This window comes from Desulfitobacterium dichloroeliminans LMG P-21439, from assembly GCF_000243135.2.
In the GTDB taxonomy this organism is placed as follows: Bacteria; Bacillota; Desulfitobacteriia; order Desulfitobacteriales; family Desulfitobacteriaceae; genus Desulfitobacterium; species Desulfitobacterium dichloroeliminans.
The window spans coordinates 854,914-876,418 of record NC_019903.1 but is presented as its reverse complement, the minus strand read 5'-3'; the positions used below and the strand labels follow the sequence as shown (position 1 = coordinate 876,418).

At 46.5% G+C, this 21,505-nt stretch carries 20 protein-coding genes, 1 riboswitch and 1 other annotated feature; of the genes, 8 read left to right on the top strand and 12 right to left on the bottom strand.

Going from position 1 to position 21,505, the window contains the following annotated elements; genetic code table 11:
• Nucleotides 1–5 precede the first annotated feature (5 nt).
• The 7 genes from DESDI_RS04070 to DESDI_RS04040 form a co-directional block, all read right to left on the bottom strand.
• A complete protein-coding gene (locus DESDI_RS04070; RefSeq protein WP_015261371.1) occupies nt 6–344 on the bottom strand; it encodes a P-II family nitrogen regulator in 339 nt (112 codons plus the stop codon).
• Between the two features lie 56 nt (nt 345–400).
• Complete coding sequence (locus tag DESDI_RS04065) at nt 401–1,720, bottom strand: ammonium transporter (RefSeq protein ID WP_015261370.1); 1,320 nt, start codon at nt 1,718–1,720, stop codon at nt 401–403.
• Nucleotides 1,721–1,771: 51 nt separating this feature from the next.
• Nucleotides 1,772–2,209 (bottom strand): HutP family protein, encoded by a 438-nt coding sequence (locus DESDI_RS04060; protein ID WP_015261369.1) that lies wholly within the window; start codon nt 2,207–2,209, stop codon nt 1,772–1,774.
• A 263-nt stretch (nt 2,210–2,472) separates the two neighbouring features.
• Entirely contained in the window at nt 2,473–2,685 is a 213-nt protein-coding gene (locus tag DESDI_RS04055; protein WP_015261368.1) for a hypothetical protein, read from the bottom strand.
• On the bottom strand, nt 2,661–2,936 hold the full coding sequence (locus DESDI_RS04050; RefSeq protein ID WP_015261367.1) for a phage holin family protein: 276 nt from the start codon (nt 2,934–2,936) through the stop codon (nt 2,661–2,663). Before DESDI_RS04050 ends, DESDI_RS04055 begins: the two co-directional genes overlap by 25 nt.
• Before the next feature lie 3 nt (nt 2,937–2,939).
• Nucleotides 2,940–3,221, bottom strand: a complete 282-nt coding sequence (locus tag DESDI_RS04045; RefSeq protein WP_015261366.1) for a hypothetical protein — start codon at nt 3,219–3,221, stop codon at nt 2,940–2,942.
• Nucleotides 3,222–3,475: 254 nt separating this feature from the next.
• Nucleotides 3,476–4,621 (bottom strand): aminotransferase class V-fold PLP-dependent enzyme, encoded by a 1,146-nt coding sequence (locus DESDI_RS04040; RefSeq protein WP_015261365.1) that lies wholly within the window; start codon nt 4,619–4,621, stop codon nt 3,476–3,478.
• Between the two features lie 202 nt (nt 4,622–4,823).
• On the opposite strand from DESDI_RS04040, the gene DESDI_RS04035 reads away from it, so the two are divergent.
• From DESDI_RS04035 to DESDI_RS04020, 4 genes are all read left to right on the top strand, one after another.
• Entirely contained in the window at nt 4,824–6,158 is a 1,335-nt protein-coding gene (locus DESDI_RS04035; RefSeq protein WP_015261364.1) for an O-antigen ligase family protein, read from the top strand.
• 79 nt (nt 6,159–6,237) lie between these two features.
• Nucleotides 6,238–7,230, top strand: coding sequence for a glycosyltransferase family 2 protein (locus DESDI_RS04030; protein ID WP_051015659.1), 993 nt, complete (start codon nt 6,238–6,240; stop codon nt 7,228–7,230).
• Nucleotides 7,227–8,192, top strand: coding sequence for a glycosyltransferase family 4 protein (locus DESDI_RS04025; RefSeq protein ID WP_015261362.1), 966 nt, complete (start codon nt 7,227–7,229; stop codon nt 8,190–8,192). Before DESDI_RS04030 ends, DESDI_RS04025 begins: the two co-directional genes overlap by 4 nt.
• 81 nt (nt 8,193–8,273) lie before the next feature.
• The gene (locus tag DESDI_RS04020; protein ID WP_015261361.1) at nt 8,274–9,425 is read left to right on the top strand and encodes a DegT/DnrJ/EryC1/StrS family aminotransferase; all 1,152 of its coding nucleotides are present in this window, start codon (nt 8,274–8,276) and stop codon (nt 9,423–9,425) included.
• Nucleotides 9,426–9,586: 161 nt separating this feature from the next.
• Here the strand turns inward: DESDI_RS04020 and sfsA are convergent, their stop codons facing one another.
• The gene (gene sfsA, locus DESDI_RS04015) at nt 9,587–10,267 is read right to left on the bottom strand and encodes a DNA/RNA nuclease SfsA (RefSeq protein ID WP_015261360.1); all 681 of its coding nucleotides are present in this window, start codon (nt 10,265–10,267) and stop codon (nt 9,587–9,589) included.
• 117 nt (nt 10,268–10,384) lie between these two features.
• On the opposite strand from sfsA, the gene DESDI_RS04010 reads away from it, so the two are divergent.
• Both DESDI_RS04010 and DESDI_RS04005 read left to right on the top strand, forming a co-directional pair.
• A complete protein-coding gene (locus DESDI_RS04010) occupies nt 10,385–10,924 on the top strand; it encodes a helix-turn-helix domain-containing protein (protein ID WP_015261359.1) in 540 nt (179 codons plus the stop codon).
• A gap of 41 nt (nt 10,925–10,965) precedes the next feature.
• A complete protein-coding gene (locus tag DESDI_RS04005) occupies nt 10,966–11,511 on the top strand; it encodes a helix-turn-helix domain-containing protein (RefSeq protein ID WP_015261358.1) in 546 nt (181 codons plus the stop codon).
• A gap of 6 nt (nt 11,512–11,517) precedes the next feature.
• Here the strand turns inward: DESDI_RS04005 and fdhD are convergent, their stop codons facing one another.
• A complete protein-coding gene (fdhD, locus tag DESDI_RS04000; protein ID WP_015261357.1) occupies nt 11,518–12,336 on the bottom strand; it encodes a formate dehydrogenase accessory sulfurtransferase FdhD in 819 nt (272 codons plus the stop codon).
• A gap of 196 nt (nt 12,337–12,532) precedes the next feature.
• Nucleotides 12,533–12,618, top strand: a riboswitch (cyclic di-GMP riboswitch).
• A gap of 107 nt (nt 12,619–12,725) precedes the next feature.
• Between fdhD and DESDI_RS03995 the strand changes: the two genes are divergently transcribed.
• Nucleotides 12,726–13,787: an HD-GYP domain-containing protein gene (locus DESDI_RS03995; protein ID WP_015261356.1), complete on the top strand. Its 1,062-nt coding sequence runs from the start codon at nt 12,726–12,728 to the stop codon at nt 13,785–13,787.
• A gap of 63 nt (nt 13,788–13,850) precedes the next feature.
• Here DESDI_RS03995 and DESDI_RS03990 read toward each other — a convergent pair whose 3' ends face one another.
• Nucleotides 13,851–14,120, bottom strand: a complete 270-nt coding sequence (locus tag DESDI_RS03990; protein ID WP_156801107.1) for a CGCGG family putative rSAM-modified RiPP protein — start codon at nt 14,118–14,120, stop codon at nt 13,851–13,853.
• 132 nt (nt 14,121–14,252) lie between these two features.
• A complete protein-coding gene (locus tag DESDI_RS03985) occupies nt 14,253–15,917 on the bottom strand; it encodes a 2-isopropylmalate synthase (RefSeq protein ID WP_015261354.1) in 1,665 nt (554 codons plus the stop codon).
• A gap of 80 nt (nt 15,918–15,997) precedes the next feature.
• Nucleotides 15,998–16,282 (bottom strand) — a binding site (T-box leader).
• 167 nt (nt 16,283–16,449) lie between these two features.
• Here DESDI_RS03985 and polC point away from each other — a divergent pair.
• A complete protein-coding gene (gene polC, locus DESDI_RS03980; protein WP_015261353.1) occupies nt 16,450–20,841 on the top strand; it encodes a DNA polymerase III subunit alpha in 4,392 nt (1,463 codons plus the stop codon).
• A gap of 197 nt (nt 20,842–21,038) precedes the next feature.
• Here polC and DESDI_RS03975 read toward each other — a convergent pair whose 3' ends face one another.
• Nucleotides 21,039–21,443 (bottom strand): hemerythrin domain-containing protein, encoded by a 405-nt coding sequence (locus DESDI_RS03975; protein WP_015261352.1) that lies wholly within the window; start codon nt 21,441–21,443, stop codon nt 21,039–21,041.
• Nucleotides 21,444–21,505: the final 62 nt, after the last annotated feature.

The window sequence follows — 21,505 nt, the reverse complement described above, 5'->3', positions numbered from 1 at the left end:
TTAAGCTAGAGCGCGGCCTCGCCTTGTTGGCCCGTGCGGATGCGCACCGCTTGTTCCACGGGGTAGACAAATATTTTCCCATCCCCAACTTCGCCACTGCGAGCAGCTTGGGTAATGATGGCTAACAGTTGTTCAACCAGTTCGTCCTTCACAACCACTTCAATCTTCACCTTTGGGAGTAGATATACTTTATACTCTACTCCCCGGTATACTTGAGTGTGGCCCTTTTGATTCCCACAGCCAATGACTTGGGTTACTGTTAAGCCACTAACCCCAAAACGATCGAGCGCAGCTTGCACATCATCAAGGCTACCCGGTCTAATAATCGCTTCAATCTTCTTCATAGTACCTCTCCCCTATACAGATTAATTTTTCGCCCTCTGATCAGAAACTTTAATTTTTATTTTCCCGGTTGACCACTGGCTGCAGGAGCACCTACGGTTTTGACTGCTGTAGCAAACGCGGGTAAATAGCCACTGCCAATAAAATCTGGGTAGGCTTGTTCACCATGCTGGGAGATATCCAAGCCCAGCTCTTCTTCTTCAGCCGTAACACGCAAGGGAGTAAATACACTGACCAGCTTCATAATCACGAAAGTTGCGACAACTGCCAGAACTATCGTGATGACAACTCCAATTGCTTGAATACCCACCTGTGCCGCATTTCCATACAATAGTCCGTCTGTTCCCCCTAGGGAGGCTGAGGCAAAGATACCCGTGGCTAAAGCTCCCCAAATTCCGCCGATCCCATGGCATCCGAAGGCATCCAAGGAATCATCATAGCCAAGTTTTGCCTTAAGCACACTGACGCTGAAGTAGCAGATTGCTCCACCGATAAGACCAATAACTAGGGAGGACATGGGAGTGACAAATCCTGCACCTGGGGTAATCGCAACGAGTCCTGCGATTGCGCCACTGGCTGCCCCTAGGATAGTGGGCTTGCCACGGTGAATCCATTCCGTAGCGGTCCATGCTAAGGCCCCTGCAGCTGCAGACGTATTGGTCGTGACGAGGGCCATGACAGCTAGCCCATTGGCACCTAAGGCACTGCCAGCATTAAAGCCAAACCAGCCAAACCAGAGAAGGCCTGCACCTAAAACAGTCATAGGCAATTGGTGGGGAGCCATGGGCTCTTTCCCATATCCTTTACGTTTGCCAAGGATTGAAGCCGCCACTAGACCCGTAACTCCTGAACTGATATGCACAACGGTTCCACCGGCAAAATCCAGCGCTCCCATTTCACGCAAAAAGCCGCCGACACCCCATACCCAGTGTGCAAGAGGATAATATACCATGAGCAACCAAAGCACGATAAATCCTAAAAAGGCGGGAAATCTCATCCGTTCCGCAATGGAACCCGATATTATAGCGGGCGTAATCAGGGTAAACATCATTTGGAAGGCCATAAATAATAGGAAGGGAATCGTTCCCGAATAATCTGGATTAGGTTCCATACCGACTCCATTAAGACCTAGCCACTGAAAACTTCCAATCATACCACCATAATCTGTGCCAAAGGCTAAACTAAAACCAACTGAGATCCATAATACGGAAGAGACACCCATGATAATAAAACTATGCATCACCGTACTCAGTACGTTCTTTTTGCGAACCATTCCCCCGTAAAACAAAGCCAACCCGGGAGTCATAAGAAAGACGAGTGCTGTTGAAATAATTATGAAGCTTGTGTCTCCTGAATCTATTAGCCCACTACTTGCCATGTTATTTTCCTCCTTGATTTTTATTGAGAGAATCACCCGTAAAAAATTCACTTACAAATGCGTATACCCCAAGCCCACTCTACATCTCTCAGTAAGAGCATGTAAGGAAGATCGCCCAAAGATAGCGATGGCAATCCAGTTTTGATTACTGGCAATCCCCACCTTTAGTTCATAATGAGTACAACTATTATCTTGAACAAAAATTCCCTGACTCGCTTCTAGGATGGCATAGGTTATAGCGCATATTGCCTTAGGCTCCTTTCGGATTGCATCAGCGCGGATTGCTTCTGCTATCACTGAATGAGTCAACTTCCCCGAGGGTTGTAAGTCATTATAAGTCCCACGTAATTCGGTTACTGCACAGTAGACATTTTGCGAAAACATCTGCTTTCTTAACTCATTCATTTCTTCATGAGGTTCTGCTAAAGCTAAGGCCATTGCAGTTCTTTCAAGGGAAGGCTTGGCTTGTCTCTTATTGTTTTCCGGCATTTTATCCCTCCTTACTAATGGAGTAAAGGCATCTGCGTTTCAGCGAAATGAGCATCCATGATCGATCGCGAAAACAAAAAAAGGCGCCGTTTCAAGAAATCTATCAAGATTCTTGTCACGGCGCCTTTGCCTTATTGATTTGATGTTTATAAATTTATAGTAACTCAATAAAAATAGCAAGAGGTTTTTGTGAAGAACACTGTATACATCAAGGACCTCATCAAGCGTTAATCTTGATGAGGTCCTCTACGGTTTAAATACTATTATAATGCTTTCTTGACAACCGTAACGGCGAGACTGACCAGACTCTCTCGGGATTTTACAGAGTCAGCAGCGACCATCCCAGTCACAAAGCTCACTAACGTGCATTTCATAATATTATCTGCTAAGATTTGCTTCGGTTTAAACTTTGCCATAGACTCTTTAAATTGTTGTTTTGCCTCAACAACACTTAAGCTATTTTTTTCTTTGCGCAAAGCACCAGCCCCCCTCCCAGGATTATTGCCACAAGGGCCACAGCAAATGCTGCCAGGAATGGTGGCATCAGCAGACCTAAGCCGAGGAAACAGCCGTAAATAAACATAACAAAAGCAGTAATCGCTAATACGAGAGCGACGACAAGTAAGCCGACTGCTATCAGGATCTTAAAAAGTTTACTGCGGATATCTGCAAACTGCGCATCAAATAAGTCGAGAAATTTTAGAATAACATCTGCTATAGTTTCCATAGCCTACTTCCTTTTCAGCAATTTCACGACGAGGAAACCCAATCCAAAGGCGATCAGTAGAGTTGCTAACGGATGTTCCTTTGCTGCTCCTACTCCTTTTTCTACGACCTTCTTACCTTCTTCACATGCTTTTTTAGCAACTTCTTCTCCAGTTTCGACTGGCTTTTGAACGACTTCTTTAACCACTTCGAAGCCAAGATCAACTGCCATCAAGAGCGCTGCCTTCACATCGGATAGATCAATTGGATTTGCTTGTGCGCTGGTTGTCGGTTCATTGGATTGCATCTTTTCTACCTCCTCTATTTTTGCTTGCCTCTGGCAATTTTGAGTCATCAGTGGGTTGACTAACTGTCAGACCGCTTGTCCATCTGAATCGTTCAAATTTTGCCTTCATTAGCGAATTCGGGTACGATGAAATCAGTCATCATTTCACACCTACTAACGCTTGTAATCATTTTAGCAAAAATTCATATTATTATCTACTACTAAGCAAAATTCTCTGCTCTAAAAATAAAACTTTTCGAATCTAATAATTTGCGTCAGTTCTTTTGCTCGCAAATCGTGGCAATAGCTTGGATACACCCTTCTACCTCTTGGGTCGTATTAAAATACCCTAAGCTCAAGCGCACTGTTCCGTGTTTAAAGGTACCCAGGGTTCGGTGGGCATCGGGAGCGCAGTGCAGTCCCGGTCTGGAAGCGATGCCATAAAGCCGATCCAATAGATAGGAAACCTCCGAAGGCTCTCTTCCTTCAAGGTTCAGCGACAGAACGGGGGCCCTTTCTACCGTAGGCCCCGGACCATAGAGGAGGACACCCGGAATCTTACCTAAACCAAGCATGAGCTGGCGAATAAGGGTATTTTCCTTTTCACGAATCTTATCTATCCCTTCTCGACGGATAAACTCTATTCCTGCCCCCAAGCCGGCTATTCCCGGTGTATTCAGGGTCCCACTTTCATAGCGTTCTGGGCTCTCCTCGGGTTGGAAGAGCTCCTCTGAGTTCGCACCTGTTCCCCCTTCCTTCAAGGAGTCCAATTGCAAATCCCCCCTCAGATATAGACCTCCCGTACCTTGGGGACCCAATAACCCCTTATGCCCGGCAAAAACTAAAAGGTCGATACCCATGGCTTGCACATCAATCGACAGGGTGCCTGCGGTCTGAGCAGAATCGACCATCATTAGCACCCCCCTTTCCTTTGCAATCTTGCCGATTTCCGAGATGGGTTGAATCACACCGAGTACATTTGAGGCATGGCTAAGCACAATCAGTTTAGTATTCTCCTGAATGGCCGCCTCCACTTGCTGAGGATGCAGTCCCTCTTGCACTGAGGCCTGAAGCTTAGTGACTTCAACCCCTTGAGAGCGAAGCTTTTCCAGCGGTCGGGTCACCGCATTATGTTCAAGAGAGCTTGTTATGACATGATCGCCGGGCTTGAGCAAGCCCTTTAAACCGAGGTTAAGGGCCTCCGTGGCATTGGAGGTAAAGACTACCTGCAGGGGATCCGCAATGTTAAAAAACTCGGCAATCTGTACTCGTGTTTCGAAAACAATCTGTCCGGCCAGCAAAGCCATGGTGTGTCCGGAGCGACTGGGATTAGCACCTTTTTGACGCATGCAGAGCTCCACTGCTTCATAGACAGATTCTGGCTTCGGCCAAGTTGTTGCAGCATTATCGAAATAAATCATATCTATACCACCTTCATCCGGTTAAGTATGCAAACTTCATATTATATATCATAATATGTTTCGCTCCTAAATGGCACCTCCGTAAAAGAAAAACTTAAACTTTGCTTACGAAAAAAAATGCCCCGAACCCTTGCCCCGCACTAATTGTGTGATATAGTATTGCTTGGAGGTTTTTGTCACTATAAAAATTAGGAGGCGCATAATGGATTGGTTATTGCTTGCCCTAACCATAGTTGTCCTCATCTATCTCGCGGGCTTTCGGCCCCAGTGGCTCATCATTTTGCTGCTCGGAGCAGTGGCTCTCGATATCTCCAAAACATGGTACCCTGATATTCCCTTCATCGGCAGTGCCCTCGGTATGATTACCTTGGCTCGGCTGACGACCTATGCTCTCATTTTCTCGGCCTTTATGCATGTGCTGTTGAATGGTGATTATCGCAAACGCCTTGGCGAAATCTTTACTCAGCCTGTGACCTGGGCTATTTTGCTTTACTTTATTGTTGCCGTGGTCAGTTATAAACATAGTTTTGATCAGTCAAGGACCCTTGTGGAAGGTCTCCGACTGTTAGTGTATATCGCTTTATACTTCTCGGTCATCTTATTTACTCGTTTTCGTTTTAACCCGTTGTTTCCATTTCATATCGTTCATCTCGTCGGCTTGGGGCTGGCTCCGCTCACCTTTTATGAGAGGCTGAGTGGCCATCTCATTTGGCAAGACGTCAATGCCTTGGGCGACTATCTACGCGTCAATGCCACCTTTGTTGATCCTAATATCTTCGCCCGCTTTCTCGTCTTGGCTATTGTTGCTAATCTTATTTTGCAATATCTGGCCAATTCAGCTTGGCAACGCCGCATTTATTTCGCAAGTTTATTTGTCTTGCTGGGGCAGCTCGTCGTTACCATGTCTCGGGGAGGCCTTCTCACCTTGGCTGTGGTGATGGTCTTCATCCTCATTATGCTCCGCAGCAAACGTATTGCGCTACCCGTAGGCATTACCGGCGCGATCGGCCTCGGAGCCGTTCTGCTCAATCCGACGATGCTAGAACGATTCTTAAAGATTCAACAAGACCTTACTTCCATCGGCTCCGAACGCCTTTATCTCATTAAAGTCGGAGTGCGCATGTTCCAAGATAATCCTCTTTGGGGGGTTGGGCTGGGAGCTTTTCAGACCCGATTTCTGACCAACTATATTGATTATAAGACTGTGGGGGATGGGGTAAGCCTATCGCACACTTCAGTGATAACCGTCATGGCCGAGCTGGGGTGGCTTGGTCTCATCAGTTTGAGCTTGCTGTTGCTAAGCCTCATCTATGCCCTCCATAGCCTAAGTCAGAAAGTTCGCCATACCTTTATCCTAGGTATCGGTTATTTCGGTTGGATTTTGACTATCTTTATCAGTGCTCAGATGGAAGCTCGCTTCTTTGAAGACCCCGTGCTCTGGGTGAGTATGGCTATGCTTGTTTCCTTGGTCCTTAACAGCAAGGAGGAGCATTTTATCTCCAACCGCAGCTTCCGTTATCTCGATACAATCCGCTAAACTAGGTAATGGCCAGTAGTAAAACGGTGAAAACCATGGCAGAATAACAGTAGGCCTGATTTTGAACGGGGGATGCCTCTTGATTAGTGACGCTCAGCCGCTCGTATCCATCGTGATTCCGATGCGCAATGAGAAAGCTTATATCGATCGTTGTATTCAAACCTTTGTCCAGCAAACTTACCCCCTCGAGCAACTGGAAATCATCATCGTCGACGGTCAATCCACAGATGGTTCCCGAGAGATTGTGGAAGAACTGGGCAAGCTCTATCCGGTTAAACTCTTAGATAATCCGACAGGGTTTACCCCTACCGGGATGAATATCGGCCTGCAGTCGGCCCAAGGAGAAATCGGGGTGGTCTTCAGTGCCCACGCTACGGCTCATCCGGACTTTATTAAGAACAGCGTCCAAGCCCTGAAGACGACGAACGCGGCCGCCGTGGGTGGCCGCCTCATCAATCGCTCCTCAGGGGAATTCGCCAAGCTTGCCGGTAAGGTTTTGGGGCATCCCTTTGGGGTCGGCAATTCCAAATTTCGCTATTCCGATACCCCGGATTATGTGGATACAGTCGCCTATGGCGCTTACCGGATGGATGTCTTAAAAGAGACCGGTCTTTTTGATGAGCGTCTGATTCGCAATCAGGATATCGAACTGAACTATCGCCTCCGTAAGTTAGGCCATACTCTGTATTTTGACCCAGCCATTGAATCCTATTATGCGCCGCGGGAAAACTTTACGCGCTTTGTGCAGCAGGGCTATGGCAATGGGTATTGGAATATCATCACCGCCAGATTATGCGCGCAATCCCTTTCCTGGCGCCATTTTGTGCCCTTAGTCTTTGTGCTGGCACTTCTGGGAGCGACACTCTTAGCCATCTTTACTAGTCCCTGGTGGCTAGCCCTCGTCGCGGGCCCTTATCTCCTCTTGGACCTTCTGGTCAGCGCACGCCTAGCCGGGAGTTTGCCGGAATTTTTCCAACTTGTCTTCCTTTTCCCCAGCTTACATATATCTTATGGTTTAGGATCATTGATATCCTTAGTTAAACAAATCTTTACTGGAGTTGACAAACCATGAGTTTTAGCCTCAGCCTAGCTCTAACGGTGATACTTATCCCTTTGGTGATCCGTTACCGAATTATTGATAAGCCTAATTACCGTAGCATTCATACCCGTGAAACTCCTAAAGCCGGAGGGATAGCCATTCTCCTCGGCTTACTTGGAGGGCTTTTCATTAGTGGCCAAGGGACGGCCTTATTGGCTTTGGCCCTGTTGATGGTGGGAGCCACCACCTTAGGCTTACTGGATGACCTGAAAAATCTAAGTCCCAATGCTAAACTCATTGCTCAATTCGCCCTCGCTTTGCTGACTACAGCCGGTGGCTATCAATTCGTACTCTTTGGCAACCTGCTGGACACGGCAATCACCGTGATTTGGATCGTCGGGCTGATGAACGCCTTCAATCTCATCGATGGCATGGATGGCCTAGCCGGCGGGGTCGCTGGAATAGCAACGCTCATTTTCTTCGCTCTCGGGGTGCCTAGCTTAGAAACCATCGCACTTCCGCTCCTGGGTTCAATCCTTGGCTTTCTTATCTATAACTTTCGACCCGCCAAAATATTTATGGGAGATACGGGCAGTATGCTCCTCGGCTATCTCTTGGCGGTGATGGGCATCCTAGTCCAGCGAAGTGCAGAGTCACCCTGGGTTGGTGGGGCAGTGACCTTACTCATCCTCTCCTATCCTTTATTCGATATCGCCTTAAGCATTATCCGCCGCAAAGTCAACCACCGACCCATCTTTGCTCCCGATCGTAGCCACAGCTATAATTTGCTGATGGATCAAATGGGAATGGGTTATCTGTCCACCGTTTTCACCGTCTATGGAGTGACGGCTTGCGGAGGCTTGTTAGGGTTTCTAACCTATACGCGTCAATCCCTTGCTTTAGCGGCCATCTCACTTATCGTGGTCATCGCCACCATGATCACCTTCGTGGCTCGCTACCACCTTCTCGCTGTAAGTCGTTATGAAAAGCGCTAAACACAACACTAAATACAACACACTTAAATAGTTGAATTATACAGGCAGATTACTGAATTAATGCGTTAGGAGGAGATATCTATGGACACAGAAGCAGAACAACGAATTTACCTTTCATCCCCTCATATGAGCGGTGATGAGCAAGACTATATCAGGGAAGCCTTTGCGACGAACTGGATTGCCCCTTTAGGCCCGAATGTGGAAGCCTTTGAGCGCCAGGTTGCTGACTATGTCGGTGTCCAAGGGGCTGTTGCCTTGAGTTCGGGGACAGCAGCTCTTCATTTAGCACTTAAATACTTAGGCGTAAACCGAGGCGATTCTGTCATCTGTTCATCCCTAACCTTTTCCGCCAGTGCTAACCCCATCATTTATGAAGGGGGAGTACCCGTTTTTATCGATGCTGACCCAAGCAACTGGAACATGTCCCCACAGGCCTTAGCCCGAGCCTTAGAAGAACTCAAAAAAACAGGAAAGCTACCCAAAGCGGCGATTATCGTCGATCTCTATGGACAAAGCGCCTCTATGGAGCCTCTGCTTGAGTTGCTCGAACACTACCAGGTTCCGGTAATTGAAGATGCCGCTGAGGCCCTCGGAGCCACCTATCAGGGTAAACCCTGCGGTTCCTTTGGCAAATTCGGAGTCTTTTCCTTTAACGGTAACAAAATCATCACCACCTCCGGTGGAGGGATGCTCGTTTCCGATAATCTGAAGGCTTTAGATAAAGTACGGTTCTGGGCAACACAAGCTCGAGACAAAGCGCGGCACTATCAACATAGCGAGATCGGCTACAACTATCGCTTGAGCAACGTCTTAGCCGGTATTGGTCGCGGTCAGATGAAAGTCATCGATGAGCGCGTCAATACCCGTCGTGCCATCTTTGACCGTTACTATGCCGCCCTTAACAAGGTGGACGGCTTAGACTTTATGCCTGAAGCAAGTTACGGTCGCAGCAACCGTTGGCTGACCACCCTAACTCTCGACCCTGAAAAAACCGGTGTCACGGTCAATGATGTACTTATTGCCTTGGAAGAACATAATATTGAAGCTCGCCCCGTGTGGAAACCACTCCATCTCCAGCCTGTCTTTAAAGATTGTCCTTATTATCCTCATGAAATCGGGAAAAGTGTCTCCGATGAGCTCTTTGCCAAGGGAATCTGTCTCCCTTCCGGGACGAATATGACCGAGGCGGAACAAGACCGAGTCATTGAGATTGTAAGCCGTCTTTTGAAGTGAGCTTTCCTAGTCGATACGCATGCCAGTAGATACACACCATTTACGGATACACATAAAAAGTAGCCAGCTGATTTTTTATATCTCTGGCTACTTTCGTCGATACTACTTTCGTTGATACTATTTTCATTGCATCTTCTTTAGTATATTCTATTCAACGCAACCTACAGCCTTACCTCAACAAAATCTCTGGCCTCGATAGAATCTTCCGTGACCTCGCAGTCCAGAGCCAGAATCTTAACCCCATGGTTCTTAGCCTGAATTAAGGCTTCGGCAAAGGCCTGATGGGTCTTCGCATTTGGGGTGAAGAACTTGACATCTTTCATCTGAATAATAAACACAATATAAGCATCATACCCAGCATCGATAGCCTGACATAACTCAAGAATGTGCTTAACGCCCCGTTCCGTGGGAGCATCAGGAAAGAGAACCACTCCCTCTTCCTCTAAGGTAACCCCTTTCACTTCGACAAAGATCTTCCTTTGGGCTGCTTCCAGATAAAAATCAAAGCGGGAGGTTTGGAACTTGCTTTCAGGCTTGATAAGCCGGAGATCTTGGAAGTATTCCCGCCCCTCTAACCATTCCCGAAAAACTTTATTTGGTACTTGGCTGTCCATATTGATTAGCCTGTTCCCCTTGCGGACCCCGATAAGATCAAACTTGGTTTTCCGATGCTCATAGTCAGCTTCCTGTACATAGACTTCGACTCCGGGAAGCAATAATTCTTTACAGCGTCCCGTATTCTTAACATGGCAGACTTCTTCTTTGCCGTTAATTTCTACCCTCGCGATGAAGCGATTCGGGCGAGATATAAATTTCCCTGCTCTGATATTTTTATAATGCATAGTTCTCCTAGTCCGTTTTCAAATCTTTTTCGACAACATTCAACCTTATACTACTATATTTTGGAGAAATCAGGTATAATGACGCTAACTCATTTACAAAGGATAGGAGGAATCATTTTGGCGGATATAGGCTCGGCAATCCGCATGATCCGCAAAAACCAAAAGCTCAGCTTGAGAGATATTGCGGAGAAAACTGAATTAACCATTAGTCATTTAAGCCAAATCGAACGCAATCTAGCCAGTCCTTCCTTGGTTACTTTAGAGAAGGTCGCCCATGCTTTAGGACTTCCCATCTCGAGCTTTTTTGTAAACCCCAAATTCACCTCAGAGTATATACCCGAAGAAGCCCAACGGACCATTTTATTAAATGCGGGCATAACCCTGCGCTTCCTTATCAACAATAGCGGTCAGAATAATCATCTCGGTGCCTATATTGCTGAGATCACCGAGCTTGCCGAGGGTATTACTGTTCACCAAGGGGATAAATTCATCTTAGTCCTCGAGGGTGACATGCGCTTTCATGTAGCACAGAGGGAATTTTTCCTTAGTAAAGGTGATACCCTTTATTTTAATGGCCTGATTCCCCATTGGATTAGCGAAAAATCTGAAGGGACTCTTAAATTCTTTGTGGCAACGACCCCACCTGAAGTTTTTTAAGCCCTACACCCTACATATCTAAACTAGGGAGGCGATTATTCTTGATTGAAGTCGGTGAATCCATTCGTGCCATTCGCAAAAGGCTCAATCTCACAACTACTCAATTAGCACAGCAATTGGAGTTAAGCAATGGCTATATCAGCCTCATTGAGAGGGATATCGTTAGCCCTTCCTTGACTACTCTTAAAAAAATCGCTCTAATCTTGAATGTTCCTGTCGAGTCCTTCTTTCTCGATCCAAACTCCGAAGTGGTCTATAGTCATCTGAAAATGCATGAGCAAGAATATCTGCATTCTGAAAATAAAAATTGGCGCCTACTCATCAATCCATCGCCTACGGACCAGATAGGAGCCTATTGTGTGGATATGTCCGATCTGGATAAAAAAATTTACTCACATGAGGGAGTCGAATTGCTCTATGTTTTAGAAGGAGAAAGTCCCATCAATGTGGGAAAAGAGGACTACACCCTTAAAGCAGGGGACGCTTTATATTTCGATGCCTCGATTCTCCATTGGGATGCCAAAGACGTTAAGCTCCCGCGTAAACTCATTGTCGTGACGACTCCACCAGAAAAATTCCATTTTTAACTCTACCTACACCTCAAACGTGGTCTCTGCTTCGGCAACGAGAACCCGCTCCCGGTGGGTATAGACATTCATACAGTTTTTGCGGGCAAAGCCGATGACTGTAATGCCCAACTCTTCAGCCAATCGCAGAGCGAGGTCCGTAGGTGCGGATACCCCGACCAGAATAGGGCAGCCCATCTTCGCTGTCTTAATCACAATTTCTGAGGAGATGCGACCACTAAAAACAATGATTTTTTGAGAAAGATTAACCTTCTCCAAAAAAGCTTGGCCATATAGTTTATCAAGCACATTATGCCGTCCAATATCGACAGCCTGATAATCTAACTTCCCTTCGGATGCTAAGGCCCCGCCGTGGACTCCTCCGGTAAGATGAAAAAGCTCTGAGCCCTCTTCCAACAGATTAATATACTCGCTCACTTTTTGAACAGGGATCTTTAATTGACTCTCAACCTTCTGGGCAAGTCGGGCATCGTTGGCAAAGTAAAAGGTGCTTTTGCCCTTGCCACAGCAGGAAGTGATATAGCGTTTCAGAAAGAGATCCTCACTTAAAGTACGTTCTGAACTAGTCTCCACCCAAACTAAACCCTGCCGCTGATCAAAGGTGATCTTCTTAATCTCATCGAGATGATTAATAATACCTTCCGAACAAAGAAAGCCCACGGCCAATTCCTTTCCTTGGCTGGGGGTGCAGACCATGGTCGCGAACTCTTTTCCATTGATATAGATGGTGAGGGCCTTTTCCACTGCAATATGCACATGCGCTTCACACTGATCTGTTCCCACTATCTTGACAACCTGAGTTTTGTTTGAATTCCCCTGATCCATAAAAAGCCCCCTCCCGATCCCAAAGATAGATAACGTTCTGATAATTCTAACATAAATAAATACAGATTCAAAGATGGCCCAAACTATCGCCAAGCACCATTAAATTCGAGTAAATTCATGATAGCTCCTTGTCCAGAGGAAATTTAGCAATTATAATGGATATACATATGCGCAAGCAGGAAATTGAAAACATAAAGATCGACAATAGCAAACTTGGTGAAAGCCAAGGACGCAAAGCTATGGGTCTTCCAGGAAACACCTGATGATTGCCAAGCTACCGAACACTTAAACTTTGAAATTGTCGCCAAATTATGGCGATTTTTCATTTTGCACACGGGTTAATCCGGGTTTAGAATTGCTTCGAAAAGGATTTTGAAAGGAAGATAAAATTGCGCCAGGTAAGTACTCATCGACTTCAAGAAGGAGATATTCTGGGTCGTACCATATATACCAATGATGGACGAGTTTTGTTAGGAAAAGGAATGGCACTTTCTGCCTCATATATTAATCGTTTAAATAAACTTGGCATCAGCATTGTCTACATTGACGATGAAGTAAGTAAAGATATCGTGATCGAAGATGTCATTTCCGAAGAGCATCGTCGCGAAGCCATGTCCTCCCTAGACAACGCGGTACAAGCGGTTAAAGTCGGCAAGGACTTTGATGGCTTTACGGCCAAAAAATCGATTGATAATATTATTCAGGATATCCTTTTCCAGAAAGATATCTTTATCGGTTTAACCGATATGCGAACCTATGATAATCATGTCTTTGCTCATTCTGTCAATGTCTGCGTTCTCTCAACTGTGCTCGGAAAAGCCCTCAAGCTAGACCACGAAAGCCTGCAAGGACTAGCGATTGGCGCCTTATTCCATGATATTGGCACGGTAAAGCTACCCAAGGAGCTCCTCAAGAAGCGGACGCCCTTTACCCCAGCAGAAGCAGAGCTCTACAAAACTCACGCCAACCATGGCTTTGATATCCTGCGCACCAAGCGCGAGTTGAATTTGCTCAGTGCCCATATCGCCTTTCAACATCATGAGTATTTTAATGGCAGCGGCTATCCCCGAAAATTAGAGGGCGATTCCGTCCATCACTGGGCCCAGATTGTTGGCATCGCAAACTTTTATGATAACCTGGTCAATGACGGCCCCGGCCATACCCATATCGCACCGTATGAAGCTTGCGAGATTTTGATGGGTAGCTCCGATAAATTCTTCCCTAGGGATTTAATCATTACCTTTCTTAAACATATTGCCGCTTACCCGACCGGTTGTACCGTTAAATTAAGCACCGGCGAAATCGGCATCGTTGTGGATCAGAATAAAAGCCTCCCCATGCGCCCCATCGTTAGGGTTGTGCTGGCTGATGAAGACTTCTCTAGTGCTCAGGCCAAGGAATACAATCTGGTGGAAGAACGCACCCTATTTATTGATTCCATTCTGGAGTAAGTATAAAGGCGACCTTATCCTACTTTTGCAGTAAGATAAGGTCGTCTTCTTGTCGTTAATCCCCTACTTCTCAGATAGCTTCCAGACACGCAGTACATAGCCACCGCAGCCGCATTGATCGATGAATTGGTACTTGATACGCTCCCCAAACCGTTGGTCCAGTAGTTCGGTCAAGTAATCGGCCGGATTGCCAAAGGTGGCCGGTGTCACAACGTTGACATAATAGCCCACTCCTGTATCAGCTACTGCCTCTAGAGCATCCTTAATGACAAGGTCACGATCATTTGCATAATCATCATGTTCCAGTCCTACCGAATAGTTCATGTTCTTCATCATTATCCCATCCTTACCTTGAGTCCCGCTTTACTGCCAAACTCTATACTTCATATTAAGAAGGATACCATGAACTGATTGGGAGAAATGTGTTTCAAATCATAGTTTGATATTTAATCTCATGGTCCGAAGTTAAATCGCCTTTTTCATGGTATTGATGGCACTAAATAAGGCTTTCACTGAGGAAGTGAAAATATCCATGTGGATTCCGCAGCCCCAGTGCATCGCACCATCGGGACCGGTAATGCCGACATAGGAAACCGCTTGGGATTTGGAGCCTACCTCCAGTGCATGCTCTTTATAGTTAAGGTTGGAGTAGGATAACCCCAGTTGGCTCTGGAGGGCATTGCTGATTGCGTCGAGACGTCCCTCTCCTTTTCCCGATAACTCCAGTGTTTCATTATTGTAACGTATGGTGACGGTAGTGTGGAAATCTTCCTGGCCGTTGAACCGGAAATTGACCAGTTCAACTGGATTGTCAATATTGACATATTCCTTGACGAAAATATCTTTAATTTCTACGGGCATCAGCTCTTTGTGCAGCTGATCTGAGACATTCTTCACCTTATAACCGAAGTCCTCACGCATCTTAGCCGGCAAATCAAAAGCATAATGCTGTTCCAGCAGGAAGGCAATGCCCCCCTTACCGGATTGACTATTGATACGGATGACATCTCCCTCATACTCCCGGCCAATGTCCTGAGGGTCGATGAGCAGATAAGGCACAGTCCAGTTGTTGCAGTCGCGTTCTTCCCGATATTTCATTCCTTTGGTAATGGCATCTTGATGGGAGCCGGAGAACGCTGCAAAAACCAGCTTGCCTCCATAGGGTTGACGTTCGTGGACTTTCATTCCGGTTAGCTTTTCATAGCCAGCAGTAATATCCAGCATATTTTCAAAGTTCAAGCCGGGGTCCACTCCATGGGAAAACATATTGAGGGCTAAGGTAACGATATCCACATTACCCGTACGCTCCCCATTCCCGAACAGGGTCCCTTCGATGCGCTGTCCACCGGCCAGCAAGCCCAACTCAGCATCAGCTACCGCAGTGCCTCGGTCATTATGAGGATGGAGGGAAAGAATCACATTATCCCGATACTTGAAATGATCGCTCATATACTCAATCTGACTGGCATAGACGTGGGGCATGGACATGGACACAGTTGCCGGCAGATTGATAATTACCTTATTCTCTGGGGTGGGTTCAAACACATCAAGAACCTTGTTGCAGATCTCCAGAGCGAATTCCATCTCTGTGCCCGTAAAGCTTTCCGGTGAATATTCAAATCGGAAGTTGCCTTCCGTCTTGGCAGCATATTGCTTCAGCAATTGAGCACCGCTGACCGCGATTTCAATAATTTCTTCCTTGGTCATCTTAAAGACCTGCTCTCGTTGGGCAACCGAAGTTGAGTTGTAAAGGTGGACCACGGCCCTTTTAGCCCCTTCTAAAGCTTTAAAGGTCTTCTCAATGATATGCTCTCTGGATTGGGTCAACACCTGGATGCTGACATCCTCAGGAATCAGATCCTGCTCAATCAAAGTGCGCAAAAAGGTATACTCCGTCTCGGAGGCCGCGGGAAAGCCCACTTCGATTTCCTTGAAGCCGACCTTCACTAGCAGTTGAAAAAACTCCAATTTCTCCTCCAAGCTCATGGGTACCACCAAGGCCTGATTGCCGTCACGCAGATCCACACTGCACCAAGTCGGAGGGGTCGTGACATACTCCTGTTGCGCCCATTTAAAAGAGGTTAGCGGTGGCATAAAATAGCCCCGTTGATACTTATTACAATTTTTCATCCCTTCATCGTCCTTTCTCATATCCTTGCAGTTTCACATTTTTTAAATCAGAAAATAAAAAAATCCTTCATCTCTATAACCTTAGAGACGAAAGACTTAACATCTTACGTGGTACCACTCTCATTCAAGCCTCACGGCCTGCACTCAACAGATACGGATCAAGAAAGCTCGTCAGTCGTTGTTTACGCGCTTTGCGACCTTATATCCTCCTACTGTAACGGTTAGGCTCCGGCTCTACCTACTCTTCATCATTTCAGCGAGCTACTCCGAGGTGAGTTCGAATCCATCTTGGCCACTGTTTTCCACCAACCAACAGCTCTCTAGGCGCTCCGAAACATTCTACTAATCCTCATCAGTGTATTTAATATAGTATTCGTATATTGCGTTTAATGTATTCTATAACAGATCTTTAAGTATTGTCAAGTAAAAATAACTCCTTCTGTCCGCGAGACTCTCATGTTAAAATGAACAGTAGATACATAATAGCTGCGCAAAGAAAACGACAGAGTATGGGGAGAATTAGGGAGCAAAGATGAAAAGTGTAAATGAAATTTTTAGCGATTATGAGGCGGGGTTGAATTTAAGCACTGCTCTCGTAAAAGCCGTGGTTTTAAAAGAAAAGAGCAAAGCTTTAGAGATGAGGATCTGCTCTGATCAATATATTAGCATCGAAGAAATCGCTGCCTTGAATCAGTTCATCCGCCAACGGCTATCCTTAGATGATTCTGAGATCATCGTCGAGTATGCCGAGGGTGTCTCAAAAAAACCTCTTGAGGCGGAACTAAAAAACATCTTGGGGATGTTGACTCGTAAACACCCTCTTCTTAAATCCGCTATCAATAACTGCGACTATGAAATCACCGAACAGCGGATTAATTTTACCTTTAAAATTGCGGTATCCTACTTACTTAAAGGTAAAGGTTACGACAAGGTCATCCAAGAAACCGTCCAAAACCTTTATGGAACAACCTATCAGGTTCACTTTGTTGATCAAGTCAGCCCCGAAGAAGTCATTCGACTCCAAGAGGCTATTCAGGAAAGAGAAATGATACTGATCCAAGAGCAAGTGATGGTCTCCCCCCTTCCAACCGGCACCCCCCCTGGGTCTGTTGTCCTTAACGATGGAGCAGAAGCCCCTTCAGAAACGGGTCCAAAGGGAAAAGAAAAAGCAAATGGCAAAGGCAAAGCCGAAGCGGACAGCAAAAAGGGCGATTCCCAGTTGATTTTGGGCCGCAATGCAACCCTTAAGGATAAAGTTATTAAAATCATCGATATTACCCCCGATGAGGGAAAAGTCGCCCTTCAGGGTGAACTATCGAATGTTGAATCTAAGGAATTGAGAAGCGGTAAAACCCTGATTTCCTTTGACTTATATGATGGCTCAAGCTCCCTCACCTGCAAAGCCTTCCTCAAGCCCGGCGAAGATGGGGAGGTTTTATCTCGACTACAAAAGGCCAAAGGGGTCAAGCTCTCCGGCAATGCCGGCTTGAGTAAGTTTTCCGGGGAAATCGAGCTGATCGCCAATACCATCATCGAGGTTGAAGGAATCCGGAAGATTGTCCGTCAGGACCGAGCCAAGGAAAAGCGCGTCGAACTGCATCTGCATACCCAAATGAGTCAGATGGATGCCATGACCAGTGCCACGGACTTCATCAAGCGGGCCATGAGCTGGGGCATGAAATCTGTCGCCATCACCGATCACGGGGTCGTGCAGTCCTTCCCTGAGGCTCATAAACTCTTAGGCCGGGATAATCCCGATTTCAAGGTAATCTATGGGGTGGAGGCTTATTTGGCTCCGGATAAAAAACCCGCCGTAACCCATCCCCAAGGCCAGCCCATCGATACCACCTATTGTGTGTTGGACTTGGAGACCACCGGTTTCTCTGCCGTTACAGAGAAAATCACGGAAATAGGGGTCATGAAGGTTCAAGCCGGTAAGGTCATTGATCAATTTACCTGCTTTGTCAATCCCCAAAAACCGATTCCCGCCCGCGTTGTCGAGATAACTCACATCACGGATGATATGGTCAAAAACGCGGAGACCATCGATCAGGTCCTGCCCAAGCTCCTAGATTTTTTGGAGGACAGCGTGTTGGTCGCCCATAATGCCGATTTTGACATGGGCTTTTTAAAGCATAATGCCAAGCTCTTAGGCTATGATTTTAACTACACCTACCTCGATACCTTAGCTCTAGCTAAAGAGCTTTTCCCAGAATATAAAACCTACAAATTAGGACGGATTGCCAAGAATCTGGGGATCAACGTGGAGGTTGCCCATCGCGCCTTAGATGACGTGGATACCACAGTAAAAGTGTTTAATATCATGCTGGATAAGCTCAAGGAACGAGGGGCAGTGACCCTCGAAGATATCGACCTGATGGCGGCGGATGAAGTAGCGAAAAAGGAAGAATATAAGAAGCTCAAAACCTATCATGCCATCATCCTTGCCAAGAACTATACCGGATTAAAGAATCTCTATAAGCTTGTCTCTTACTCCCACTTGGATTATTTCTATAAAAAGCCACGGATCTTAAAGAGCCTCCTCAAGAAATACTCGGAAGGCCTCATCTTAGGTAGCGCCTGTAGCGAGGGCGAGCTATTCCAAGCGATCCTCTTGGGCAAATCTACCGAAGAAATCGAAGCCATCGCCGAAGAATACGATTATCTGGAAATCCAACCCCTAGACAATAATGACTACCTGGTCCGCACCGAGCAAGTACCCAATAAAGAATACCTGATGGAAATCAATCGCAAAATCGTTGCACTCGGTGAAAAACTCCATAAACCCGTGGTCGCCACAGGGGATGTCCACTTCATCGATCCTCAGGATGAGATTTACCGGCGGATCTTAGAAGCGGGTCAAGGCTATAAGGACGCGGATGTCCAGCCCCCTCTTTATCTCAAAACCACCGATGAAATGCTCGGGGAGTTCTACTATCTGGGCGAGGACAAAGCTTATGAAGTGGTGGTCACCAACACCAATCTCCTTGCCAGTTGGTGTGAGCCCATTAGCCCTATCTCCCAAGAGAAAGCCACCCCTCATATCGAGGGCTGCGAGGATACTCTGAGAGAAATTACCTATAGCAAGGCCCATGAGCTTTATGGCGATCCCTTGCCAGAAATCGTGGAGAAAAGGCTGGAGCGCGAGTTGGATTCCATCATCCAAAACGGCTTCTCTGTCATGTATATCATCGCCCAAAAGCTGGTTTGGAAATCCAACGAGGATGGCTATCTGGTCGGTTCCCGGGGATCGGTAGGTTCTTCCGTGGTCGCTTATCTGACTGGGATCACCGAGGTCAACGCCTTACCGCCTCACTACCGTTGCCCCAGCTGTCACTACTCGGACTTCTCCGACCATGATCGACGAATCGGCTTTGACTTGCCCGATCAAGCTTGCCCTGTTTGCGGAGCCAATCTTGACAAGGACGGCATCGATATCCCCTTTGAAACCTTCTTAGGCTTCAACGGCGATAAGGAGCCGGATATTGACTTAAACTTCTCGGGAGAATACCAAGCGAAGGCTCATAAATATACGGAGGTCATCTTCGGCAAGGGCACCACCTTCAAGGCGGGAACTATCGGCACCATCGCCGATAAAACAGCCTTTGGCTACGTGAAAAAGTATTTCGAAGAAAAAGGCAGCACCGCCAACAAGGCCGAAATCGTGCGGATTGCCAAAGGCTGCACAGGAATCAAAAGAACCTCAGGTCAGCATCCGGGGGGTATTATCGTCGTTCCGAAAGGACGGGAGATCTTCGAATTCTGCCCTGTTCAGCATCCTGCCGATGACCCCAACTCGGAAATCATCACCACCCATTTTGACTACCACTCCATTGACCAGAATCTGCTTAAGCTGGATATCCTGGGGCATGATGATCCTACGGTTATTCGTATGCTGCAAGATATAACCGGAGTGGACCCGAAAACGATCCCCATGGACGATCCTGAGACCATGTCCCTTTTCTCCTCCACAAGGGCTTTAGGAGTAAGCCCCGAGCAAATCAATTCTAAGGTAGGAACCTTCGGCGTCCCTGAGTTTGGAACCCGGTTCGTGCGCGGCATGCTTTTAGACACCATGCCCAAGGCCTTCGAGGATTTAATCTGTATTTCGGGACTTTCCCACGGAACCGATGTCTGGCTGGGCAACGCCAAAGAATTAATCGATGCCGGCACCGTGACCTTGAGCGAAGCTGTGTGTACTCGCGATGAGATCATGACTTACCTGATTCGTATGGGTCTACCCCCGAATACCGCCTTTAAAATCATGGAGCTGGTTCGAAAGGGCAAAGCCTTAAAGGATGCCAAATGGCCGGAGTATGAAGCCTTAATGCGCGAACATCATGTTCCGGAGTGGTATATCGATTCCTGCCGTAAAATCAAATACATGTTTCCCAAAGCCCATGCGGCAGCTTACGTAATGATGGCCTTCCGAATTGCTTGGTTTAAGGTCCACATCCCCTTGGCCTATTACGCGGCCTACTTCTCCATCCGCGCCAAAGCCTTTGACGCTGAATTTATGATCTATGGCAAAGAAAAAGTGAAGGCGAAGATGAAGGAAATCGAGAACTTGGGCAATCAAGCAGCGCCTAAAGATAAGGATATGTACGATGACTTGGAGATTGTCCTGGAAATGTATGAGCGCGGCTTCTCCTTCCTGCCCATCGACCTCTATCAATCCCACCCCACGAAATTCCAAGTGGAGGAAAACGCCTTAAGACCGCCCCTGAACAGCATCTCCGGCATGGGAACGGTGGCCGCCGAAGGGCTCTATAACGCCGCCCAAGAAAAACCTTTCAATTCCATCGAAGATGTGAAAAAACGCGGTAAGATCGGCAATTCCACCGTCGATGTCTTGAAGAAATTCGATTGCTTCCGCGGAATACCGGAAAGCGATCAGATGAGCTTTTTTGATTTGATTTCATAGGCTTTATGAAAAATTATAGCCACGATTCGATAGCTGAGGTATGTTCCCTTTCGGTAACAGATTTGTTTAATCTGCCTACCTTTGGGGAACGCACCGCCTAAACCGAATCGTGGCTGTTATTATCCCATGGACTTTCTTATAGAGCCCATGGGCTTGTTTTTGCTTATCTTTAGATGGATTATTTTAGATGACAATTTTTAAATGAGCTGATATATTCTGCGATCTTCAGTATCTAAACGTTTGGTTAAAGCAGAAATTATCTTCTTCGAGGCCTCTTGGAATTCGGGGATATTATCTTTTATTTTTGTTGCGGACATATATGTACTTTTATACTTCATGAAATCTGCTGCTAATGTGCCCATTTCTGAATAGAGCTGTTGAGCAGTCTTGCGCATTTCCTCATTCGCCGAACCCTTTAGGTTGGGATAAAGGTAATCATCCTCAGACTTTAAATGCAGGACGAGAATACCGGATAGCTTGCTTATCTTCAAGGACAGATCAAAGGCCTTCTGTTCCAAATTCCCAGAGTTAATCTCTTGGTCAATTTCCTGAACAAGCTGACGAATATTTGTATGTTGTTTTTTCAGTAAGTCATGACTCATTTCTATTCCCCCTCAATGCACCGTGAAACGATGCTTTACATCCTAACTTTAGGATACCTAAT

Excerpts from the sequence above, each read along its gene's own strand:
- DESDI_RS04070 (WP_015261371.1), bottom strand. The coding sequence starts at position 344 with ATGAAGAAGATTGAAGCGATTATTAGACCGGGTAGCCTTGATGATGTG.
- DESDI_RS04065 (WP_015261370.1), bottom strand. The coding sequence starts at position 1,720 with ATGGCAAGTAGTGGGCTAATAGATTCAGGAGACACAAGCTTCATAATT.
- DESDI_RS04060 (WP_015261369.1), bottom strand. The coding sequence starts at position 2,209 with ATGCCGGAAAACAATAAGAGACAAGCCAAGCCTTCCCTTGAAAGAACT.
- DESDI_RS04050 (WP_015261367.1), bottom strand. The coding sequence starts at position 2,936 with ATGGAAACTATAGCAGATGTTATTCTAAAATTTCTCGACTTATTTGAT.
- DESDI_RS04045 (WP_015261366.1), bottom strand. The coding sequence starts at position 3,221 with ATGCAATCCAATGAACCGACAACCAGCGCACAAGCAAATCCAATTGAT.
- DESDI_RS04040 (WP_015261365.1), bottom strand. The coding sequence starts at position 4,621 with ATGATTTATTTCGATAATGCTGCAACAACTTGGCCGAAGCCAGAATCT.
- DESDI_RS04035 (WP_015261364.1), top strand. The coding sequence starts at position 4,824 with ATGGATTGGTTATTGCTTGCCCTAACCATAGTTGTCCTCATCTATCTC.
- DESDI_RS04025 (WP_015261362.1), top strand. The coding sequence starts at position 7,227 with ATGAGTTTTAGCCTCAGCCTAGCTCTAACGGTGATACTTATCCCTTTG.
- DESDI_RS04020 (WP_015261361.1), top strand. The coding sequence starts at position 8,274 with ATGGACACAGAAGCAGAACAACGAATTTACCTTTCATCCCCTCATATG.
- sfsA (WP_015261360.1), bottom strand. The coding sequence starts at position 10,267 with ATGCATTATAAAAATATCAGAGCAGGGAAATTTATATCTCGCCCGAAT.
- fdhD (WP_015261357.1), bottom strand. The coding sequence starts at position 12,336 with ATGGATCAGGGGAATTCAAACAAAACTCAGGTTGTCAAGATAGTGGGA.
- DESDI_RS03990 (WP_156801107.1), bottom strand. The coding sequence starts at position 14,120 with ATGAAGAACATGAACTATTCGGTAGGACTGGAACATGATGATTATGCA.
- DESDI_RS03985 (WP_015261354.1), bottom strand. The coding sequence starts at position 15,917 with ATGAAAAATTGTAATAAGTATCAACGGGGCTATTTTATGCCACCGCTA.
- polC (WP_015261353.1), top strand. The coding sequence starts at position 16,450 with ATGAAAAGTGTAAATGAAATTTTTAGCGATTATGAGGCGGGGTTGAAT.
- DESDI_RS03975 (WP_015261352.1), bottom strand. The coding sequence starts at position 21,443 with ATGAGTCATGACTTACTGAAAAAACAACATACAAATATTCGTCAGCTT.